Here is an 8,383-nt window from a genome sequence, read left to right as displayed (position 1 = left end):
CGCGAAGCAGGTGCTGGCATCTCTGCCCGCGGCCCAGGCCGTGCGCGAAACAGCGGTGGACCGATGGGGCCACCACACCGTCGCCCGCCAGTACCGCCCGGCACGCCGAGAGCACGCACCTGACGCCGCGCGGCCCGCCCTCCGGGCGGACGACGGGACTTCGCGGACACGACCTGGCCTTCCTCATCCTCTTCGCCGGGTACGAGAACACCGTGCAGCTCATCGGGAACGCCGTCCTGGGTCTCCTCCAACATCCCGCTCAGCTCGCCGCGTTGCGGGCAGACCCGGCCCGACTCCCGGCCGCCGTCGAGGAGTTCGCCCGCTTCGAGGGCCCCGCCCTGCTCGCCATCCGGCGGTTCGCGACCGAGGACGTGACCATCGGTGACGTCACCGTCCCGGCGGGGGAGACCGTCCTGCTGTCCCTCGCCGCCGCCAACCGCGATCCCGCCCGCTTCCCCGACCCGGACCGCCTCGACCTCGGCCGCGACGCCTCCGGACACCTCGCCCTCGGCCACGGCGTCCACTACTGCCTCGGCGCCCCACTGGCCCGCGCCGAGACCGAGATCGCCCTGGCCGCCCTGCTGGAACGGTTCCCGGATCTCCGCCTCGCCGCCCCCGACCTCGACTGGCGCCCCTCCCTCCGCGCCCGAGGTCTGCGCAGCCTCCCGGTGACGTACTCCGAGAAGAATCTCTCTCCCCACCGATGAGTTCCTCCCTCCGCCCCGGTCACCACCCCGAACGGACCGTTGCACAGGAGGGGCCCCATGTCGCTTCCGGAGATCGTCTCGCGTGCCGAATGGCGCGTGGCGCGCGAGGAGTTGCTCGCCAAGGAGAAGGCGGTCACCCGCGCGCGTGACGCGCTGAACGCCGAACGGCGCGGGCTGCCGATGGTCGAGATCGAGGAGGAGTACGTCTTCGAGGGCGGCGACGGCAAGGCCACCCTGCTCGATCTCTTCGAGGGGCGCGACCAACTCCTCGTACACCACTTCATGTTCGCCCCCGACTGGGACGCCGGCTGCCGCGGCTGCTCCGCCTTCCTGGACCAGATTGGCCACCTCGCCCATCTGAAGGCGCGGGGCACGACCTTCGCGGCGGTCTCGAGAGCGCCGTACACGAAGATCCTGCCGTTCAAGGCGCGGATGGGCTGGGCCCTGCCCTGGTACTCCTCCCACGGCACCGACTTCAACCACGACTTCGAGGTGACCCTGGAGCAGGGAGAGGAGCGCCCCGGCCTCAGCTGTTTCCTCCGTGACCACGACCGCGTCTTCCACACCTACTCGGCCTACGGACGCGGTCTCGACGGCCTCGGCTCCACCACCAGCCTCCTCGACCTCACCGCGCTGGGGGCGACCACGGGCGGTGTGCGCATCAGGTATCACGACGAGTACGAGTTCTGACACGGACCGTAGCGAAAGTGACCGGTAAGTAACCGAACTCTCACGCTTCGCGCTGAACGAGTGTCAACTACGTCTCAGTCCGGCAACTGAGCGAGGCTCCGAGCCCCCGGAAGGCGTTAACTCCTACAAGTACAACGCTTTCTGGAGGTGCAGGGTGGTGAACGGGCGAACAGTGCTCGAACGCTTTCCCGCGGGCGGGCCGCGTGGATCGTGGCCGGCGGAGGAGTTCGCGCACGCGCGACGGCTCGAAGGCATGCCCGCGGAGGTCGTGATGGACCTCGCGACGGACACGTTCCTGGTGATCGTCCGCAGCGGAGAGGCCGCCGACGCGACGGCCTGAGACTCAGGGCCTGTCCGGCGGATCATGCCGGCGTCGCGGGGGTGGGCACGCCCGTCTGCGGCGTTGTCGTCGGTTGCCGACTCCCCCACGCTCGAACAACCTCGCGCGGGGGCACCCCCATCGCGTCGACTCCCTCCTCCGCCTTGCAGCCAGACGCACCCACCCCCGCTCACCTGCACCAAGAAGGCACCGTTCCTCGATGCCGGCCTGATCCGCCGGACAGGCCCTAGCCCGCCTTCTCGGCGGGCACATCCCCCGCACTCCCCGGCACCTGCGCGGTGAACTGCCGTGCCTGGAGCGAGTACAGCTCCGCGTAGACACCGCCCGTGGCCAGCAGTTCCTCGGGCGTGCCGGATTCCACGAGGCGGCCCTGGTCCAGGACGTGTACCAGGTCCGCGTGGCGTACGGACGCCAGTCGGTGGGTGATGAGGATGACCGTCTGGCCGGTGCCCGCGAGGGCCCGGATCTTCTCGAAGACCTCCAGCTCGGCCCGGGCGTCCAGCGCGGCCGTCGGCTCGTCGACGATCAGGATGTGCCCGCGCCGGTACGCGGCCCGCGCGATCCCGAGCCGCTGCCACTGCCCGCCCGACAGCTCGTGCCCGCCGCTGAAGTTCCGTGCCAGCAGCGTGTCGAGGCCCCGCGGCAGATCCGCGAGGACCTCCCCGGCCCCGGCCTCCGTCACCGCGCCCGCCACCCGCTCGTCGGTCAGCGGCGCCGACGAACGGCCCACCGCCACATTGACCCGCGCGGTGAACGGCCACCGCTTGAAGTCCTGCGCGACCATCGCGACCCGCTCCGCCAGCAGTTGCCGGTCCGCCCGCGCCGCGTCCACGCCGTCCCACAGGATCCGCCCGCGGTCGGGGGAGTACAGCCCCGCCAGCAGCTTCACCAGGGTCGTCTTCCCGGAGCCGTTCTCGCCGACCAGCGCGACGATCCTGCCGAGCGGCACGGTGAGCGTCACATCGTCGAGGGCCGGCCGGGTCGCGTCACCCGGATAGCTGAAGGTGACGTTCTCGAACCGGATCTCCCGCGGCTCCTCCGGCAGCGCCGCCCCGCCCACCGGGATCGCCCACTGGGCCGCCTCCCGGTACAGCCGGTGCAGATTGCCGACGAACAGGGCCTCCTCGTGCAGCGCGTTCATCTCCACGACCAGCGTGTTCAGGCTCTGCGAACCGGTCCGTACGGCGATCACGGCCGTCCCCGCCACCGACAGCGCCATCGCGCCCGCCAGCAGCAGCCCGCCCAGCGTCGTGTACGTCGCCACGGTCGCGAGGCCCGTCCAGGCCGCCGCGATCAGCCCGGTCCGGGCCGCGAGCCGCGCCAGCCGGGCCTGTTCCGCCTCCGCCGTCTCCGACATCGCCCGGTAGTGCCGCAGCAGGAACGGGCCCACCCCGTGCACCCGGATCTCCGGCGCCGCCTCGGGCTCGATCAGCAGCGCGCCCAGCAGCCGGCCGGCCCGCGCGTGCTGCACCCAGGCGTGGAACGACTCGTACTGCCGGCGCGCGATCGTCAGCGCGCTCCACGCGCTCGGGATCGTCATCGTGATCAGCAGCGGCAGCAGCGCCGGGTGCAGCACGGTCAGCACGCCCGCCGCCGCGATCAGCGAGATCATCGCGTTCACCACGCGGGTGGCGTACGAGATCATCCGCCGCGCCGAGGCCGCCCCGTACTGCGCGGTGTCCAGCAGCTTGTGGAAGGCGTGGTCCTCGATCGCGGCCAGCTCCACGGTCGCCGCCCGCTCCAGATACCGCTCGGTGGCCACGCGTTCCACCTTGGGCTCAAGTCGTCCGGTCGCGTAGGTGGAGGCGGCCCGCAGCAACGCCCCCACGAGCATTACGGCGGCCATCGTCGCCAGCGCGGGTACGGCGCCCCGCAGCCGTTCCTCCAGCTCACCCCCGCCGATCAGCCGCCCCAGCACGCTGTTGACGGCGAGCAGACTGACGGCCTGGGTGAGACCCCGGCCCACCTCGGAACCCGGCACGATCCGCGCGGCCCTCGGATCGGCCTGCCAGGCCAGCCGGAAACTCCCGGCCAGCAGCGTCGGCAGCCGCCGCACCATGGCCCGGAAGCTCAACTCCAGAAACGCGTCGGACTGAGAGTTCCACCCCATGTCGTACCGCAGCGGCCCCCCGAAGAGCAGCTGCTCCGACTCGGAGACGCCGGGTTCTTCGCCGTCCTGTCCTTTCCGCACCGCAGACCTCCCCGAACAGGCAGAGGCCCACTATTGCGGTGTTGGTCACCAAGAGGGAGGGCGCAGAAGGAACGAGGGGGAGCGCATCCTAGGGGCGCGGGGCTGTATCTATTTGCGGCTCCCGCCGCGTGGGCGCGACCAACCACGAACGACCTGTCACGCACTAACCGGCCGAGACCACCCCGGAGTAGTCCCCGTCAGTCGACACAACGCCAAATACAAAGGTATCGGCGGCGTATACGGCAACGTCCCCTCGGGCCGGTACAGCAACCCCGGAACCACGGGGGCGTCCGGAACAACCGCCCCCGTGGCGTACTGTGCCGGCGCCGGCCACTCGAGCGCGTAGTCGGAGTCGGCGGGCACCAGCCACCACCAGTGCGCCTCATCGGCGTAGACGCACCCGACCCGCGGCAACAGCGACACCAGTTCCGGCCCGAGCGCCGCAGGCACCCCCACCGCGTCGCATCCCAGCGGCGCCGTCATCCCCTCCGGCACCGGCAGTCGCAGCACCGGCGCCGGAGCGTGCAGCCCGCGTCCGAGGCGGACCAGCGTGTCCAGGGTCATCACCTGGCCGCCGCCGGATCCGCTCCTCACGCCCATGGGCCCCCCGTCCAGTGCTCGCGTGCGTCCGCCTCGAACACCGCCCGGTCATGGGCCTGCGGCGAACCCCCGGAGGGACCCGGCTTCGGCCGCGCGCCCCAGCCCAGATCGGCCCGCGGCCCGGGATTCTGGCGCGGCACGATGTCCGCCCCGCGCGGCAGCTCGGCCCAGACGAGCAGGCCGGGGCCGTGCTCATGGGCACCCCAGGAGTGGCAGAGGGCGTCGACGAGGAGCAATCCCCTCCCCTGCTCCTCCTCGGGGCGCTGGGCGGACGGGAAGACCTCGCCCGGCGCGCATCCCTCGTCACGTACGGCTATCCGCACCAGGTCGTCATCGTCGTGCAGCTCGCAGACCACACGATTGCTGGCGGTGTGCACGATGGCGTTGGTGACGAGTTCGGACACGACCAGGGCGGCCGAGTCGCAGGTGTCCTCACAGACCGACCAGTGGGTCAGCCGGGCCCTTGTCAGGCGTCTGGCGTGCGCGGGAGAACCCGGATGCGCGGCCAGCTCGAAACGGAACCGGCGCCGGGTGTCGCCCCTGTCGGGGCCTACTCCCGCGGCGGCACCGAGACCCTGGGGGCGGCCTGCGGCGGCGTCTGTTCCTAAGGGCAGGGACGGAATCACGCTTGCCACTATCGCCCCGTCGTGAACACTTGGCAAGTGTCACTCTGAAAAATGCAGAGTGCTGTGTGACGCGGTGCGAGGCCGTGGCACACTGCTCGCAACAGCACGTGGAGCGGCGCCAGTTGGGATCAGCGAGGATCCGTACAGATCTTCGAATAGGTCTTCGAATGGCGCCGTAGGGCTGTCAGCATGCTTTTGTCCAAGGGTCGGCAAACCAAGCGTCAGTGAGCCAGCAGGAGGTGGAGCGTGAGCGAACCGCGGTCCGCGCCGACGGTCGGCCAGGTCGTCCTCGGTCGGCGCCTGCTGGACCTGCGGGAACGCGCCGGGCTCAAGCGGGAGGAAGCCGCCCGCATCCTCCGCGTCGCGCCGGCCACGGTCCGCCGTATGGAGATGGCCGAGGTCACGCTCAAGATCCCCTACCTCCAGCTCCTGCTGAAGGCGTACGGCGTCTCCGACCAGGAGGCCGAGGACTTCGTCCACCTCGCCGAGGACGCCAACAGACCCGGCTGGTGGCAGCGGTTCCACGACGTGCTGCCCGGCTGGTTCTCGATGCACGTCAGCCTGGAGGGCGCGGCCGCGCTCATCCGCGAGTACGAGCCGCACTTCGTGCCCGGGCTGCTCCAGACCGAGGACTACGCGCGTGGCGTCCTGAGATCCGGCGCCATCGGCCAGACCAGCCCCGAGGACATCGAGCGCCATGTCGCCCTGCGCATGGAACGGCAGGGACTGCTCACCCGTCAGGACGCACCCCGGCTGTGGGTCGTCATGGACGAGACCGTGCTGCGCCGCCCCGTCGGCGGCCCGGAGGTGATGCGTGCCCAGATCGACAAACTGCTCGAAGCGACGAAGCTGCCCAACGTGACGCTCCAGGTCGCCCCGTTCGCCAACGGGCCGCATCCCGGGACGTACGGGCCCTTCGTGCTCTTCCGATTCGCCGTGCCGGAGCTTCCGGACATGGTGTACAGCGAGTTCCTGACCGGCGCGATCTATCTGGACGCGCGGATCGAGGTGGCGACCCATCTCGAGGTCATGGACCGCATGGCGGCACAGGCCGCTACGGCACATCGCACGAAGGAGATCCTCCGGGATCTCCGCAAGGAGCTGTGAATGAACCGCATCAAGCCGCGCATACCCGTCTACAACGGCATGCCCGCCCGGGAGCTGGGGAGCGAAGGCTGGCACAAGCCGTGGAGCGGCGGCAACGGCGGCAACTGCCTGGAGGCGATGAAGCTCGCCGACGGCCGGATCGCCGTCCGCCAGTCCACCGACCCGGACGGACCGGCGCTGATCTACACCACCGACGAGATGACCGCGTTCATCGAGGGCGCGAAGTCGGGGGTGGCCGACTTCCTGCTCTCCTGACCTCGTGGCCCCGTCGAGGGGCTCAATTGATGGGTAATCACTGATGGTTGAGATCGACACGAGCAAGCCGCACCCGGCGCGGATGTACGACTGGTACCTGGGAGGCAAGGACAACTACCCGGTCGACGAAGCGATGGGCAGACAGATGCTGACCCTCGATCCGCGGGTGCCGGTGATGGCCAAGGTCAACCGGGTCTTCATGCACCGCGCCACCCGCTGGCTCGCGGGGCACGGCGTCCGCCAGTTCCTGGACATCGGCACCGGTATCCCCACCGAGCCGAACCTCCACCAGGTCGCCCAGGAGATCGCCCCCGACGCCCGGGTCGTCTACTGCGACAACGACCCGATCGTCCTCGCCCACGCGGCCGCCCTGCTGCGCGGGACGGACGAGGGCGTCACCGAGTACCTCCAGGCCGACGTCCGCGATCCGGCCGCCATCCTGGAGGGCGCGCGCAAGGTCCTCGATCTCGACCGGCCCGTCGCCCTCTCGCTCGTCGCGCTGCTGCACTTCGTCCCCGACGAGGACGGCGCGCACGAGCTGGTCGGCCGGCTGCTCGCCGCACTGCCCTCCGGCAGCTACCTGGTGGCCAGCCACGCGACGGCCGACTTCACCCCCGAGGAGTCCGCGGCGGCCACCGCCCAGCTCAAGGCCGCCGGGGTCACGCTGGCGCTGCGCTCCCGCACGGAGTTCGCCCGCTTCTTCGACGGCCTCGAACTCGTAGAACCCGGCGTCGAGGTACCGCAGCTGTGGCACCCCGAACTGGGGGATCCGGTGCCGGGTCAGGACGACGGGGTGATCCCGGGGTACGGGGCGGTGGGGCGCAAGCCGTAGGTGTCGGGGGAGCCCCCGGTTCTACGGTGTCTCGCGGGTTCTCGAGTTCTACGGCGTCTCGCGGGTTCTCGGGTTCTACGGTGGCTCGTGGGGCTCAGAACCAGGACGCCATGCGACGCGGAGCATCCACCAGCCTGCTGATGGCCACCACCGGCAGCGGTGGCTGCTCCGCCTTGTTGGGGCTGAGGTTCAGCCCGTAGTAGATCTGCTCGATCGACGGCGGCCCGACCGCGAGGTTGCGCCGGACCGCCGCCGCGGACGACTCCTCCCCGCTCTGCACGAGATACGCCGCCGCCATGGTGCCGGTCCGCCCGACCCCCGCACCGCAGTGCACGAACACCGCCCCGGACGACTTCGCGACCACGTCGAGGAACCGCCGCACCTGCTCCGGCTTCGGGGTCTGCCCGTCCCGGATCGGCAGCCGTACGACCTTCAGCCCGGCCTGCGCCGGCTCGGCGAGCTGCGCCGCGCTCAGGTCCTCCGCGCGCAGGTCGACGACGGTCGTGATGCCCATTCCCGCCAGCGCCCGGTACCCCGCCGGGGACGGGGCGGCGCCGCGGTAGAGCCGGCCCTGGGTGTCGACCCGCTCGAAGTTGTGCACCCCCTTCACCACCCGGGTCCCGGTCGGCGCCGGGGTCTCCTCGCGAGCCCAGTAGGACAGCGCCAGGATGCCGAGCGCCCCGGTCGCCCACAGGGCGAGATAACCGAGCACCACGCCGACGAGGACGCGCATCACGCGCCGCGACAGCGGACGCCCGACCGGAAGCGGCGGGGAGAGGGGAACGGCGACAGCCATGGACGACCCGGGGGACTCGGGAACGGGGAACGTCCTGGCATGGTAGCCCGAGAGGCGCAGGCCGGTCTTGTCCGCGTACGTGTGCTTATGCTCACCGTATGGCCAGGGCGGGGATTGGTGCGGATGTCCCGCCGCGGCCGCTTTTCACGGCCCCGCGCGCGGGCCCGCGGGCAGCGAGGCCCGCGTCCATCTGCGGATGGACAACGTCTCCCGGCTGCCCACCGGCCTGCTGATGCTCC

10 protein-coding genes are annotated in these 8,383 nt (G+C 71.0%); 6 read left to right on the top strand and 4 right to left on the bottom strand.

Features of this window, described 5'->3' with window-relative positions:
• The 3 genes from ABZ896_RS50835 to ABZ896_RS50825 form a co-directional block, all read left to right on the top strand.
• On the top strand, positions 1-707 hold a 707-nt coding region (locus ABZ896_RS50835), incomplete at its 5' end, for a cytochrome P450 (protein ID WP_360945708.1).
• 57 nt (positions 708-764) lie between these two features.
• Entirely contained in the window at positions 765-1,397 is a 633-nt protein-coding gene (locus ABZ896_RS50830) for a DUF899 domain-containing protein (protein ID WP_360945705.1), read from the top strand.
• 157 nt (positions 1,398-1,554) lie between these two features.
• Positions 1,555-1,737 (top strand): hypothetical protein, encoded by a 183-nt coding sequence (locus ABZ896_RS50825; protein WP_360945702.1) that lies wholly within the window; start codon positions 1,555-1,557, stop codon positions 1,735-1,737.
• Between the two features lie 226 nt (positions 1,738-1,963).
• Here ABZ896_RS50825 and ABZ896_RS50820 read toward each other — a convergent pair whose 3' ends face one another.
• The 3 genes from ABZ896_RS50820 to ABZ896_RS50810 all read right to left on the bottom strand — a co-directional run bounded on the left by ABZ896_RS50820 (position 1,964) and on the right by ABZ896_RS50810 (position 5,163).
• Positions 1,964-3,928: an ABC transporter ATP-binding protein gene (locus tag ABZ896_RS50820; protein ID WP_360945699.1), complete on the bottom strand. Its 1,965-nt coding sequence runs from the start codon at positions 3,926-3,928 to the stop codon at positions 1,964-1,966.
• Positions 3,929-4,084: 156 nt separating this feature from the next.
• Entirely contained in the window at positions 4,085-4,528 is a 444-nt protein-coding gene (locus ABZ896_RS50815; RefSeq protein ID WP_360945696.1) for a hypothetical protein, read from the bottom strand.
• Positions 4,519-5,163 (bottom strand): ATP-binding protein, encoded by a 645-nt coding sequence (locus ABZ896_RS50810; RefSeq protein WP_360945693.1) that lies wholly within the window; start codon positions 5,161-5,163, stop codon positions 4,519-4,521. Before ABZ896_RS50810 ends, ABZ896_RS50815 begins: the two co-directional genes overlap by 10 nt.
• A gap of 237 nt (positions 5,164-5,400) precedes the next feature.
• Here ABZ896_RS50810 and ABZ896_RS50805 point away from each other — a divergent pair, with 237 nt between their 5' ends.
• The 3 genes from ABZ896_RS50805 to ABZ896_RS50795 are packed head-to-tail and all read left to right on the top strand — an operon-like array spanning position 5,401 to position 7,348.
• Complete coding sequence (locus tag ABZ896_RS50805) at positions 5,401-6,261, top strand: helix-turn-helix transcriptional regulator (protein WP_360945690.1); 861 nt, start codon at positions 5,401-5,403, stop codon at positions 6,259-6,261.
• The gene (locus ABZ896_RS50800; RefSeq protein ID WP_360945687.1) at positions 6,262-6,516 is read left to right on the top strand and encodes a DUF397 domain-containing protein; all 255 of its coding nucleotides are present in this window, start codon (positions 6,262-6,264) and stop codon (positions 6,514-6,516) included.
• Between the two features lie 43 nt (positions 6,517-6,559).
• Positions 6,560-7,348 carry an SAM-dependent methyltransferase gene (locus ABZ896_RS50795; protein WP_360945684.1) on the top strand — a complete coding sequence of 263 codons (789 nt, stop codon included), beginning with the start codon at positions 6,560-6,562 and terminating at the stop codon, positions 7,346-7,348.
• Between the two features lie 94 nt (positions 7,349-7,442).
• On the opposite strand, the gene ABZ896_RS50790 is transcribed toward ABZ896_RS50795, so the two are convergent.
• Entirely contained in the window at positions 7,443-8,144 is a 702-nt protein-coding gene (locus ABZ896_RS50790) for a tyrosine-protein phosphatase (protein ID WP_360945681.1), read from the bottom strand.
• Positions 8,145-8,383: the final 239 nt, after the last annotated feature.

The organism is Streptomyces sp. NPDC047072, assembly GCF_040643855.1.
Taxonomy (GTDB): Bacteria; Actinomycetota; Actinomycetes; order Streptomycetales; family Streptomycetaceae; genus Streptomyces.
The sequence above is the reverse complement of the archived record's forward strand: the minus strand, read 5'-3'. Positions and strand labels throughout refer to the sequence as shown.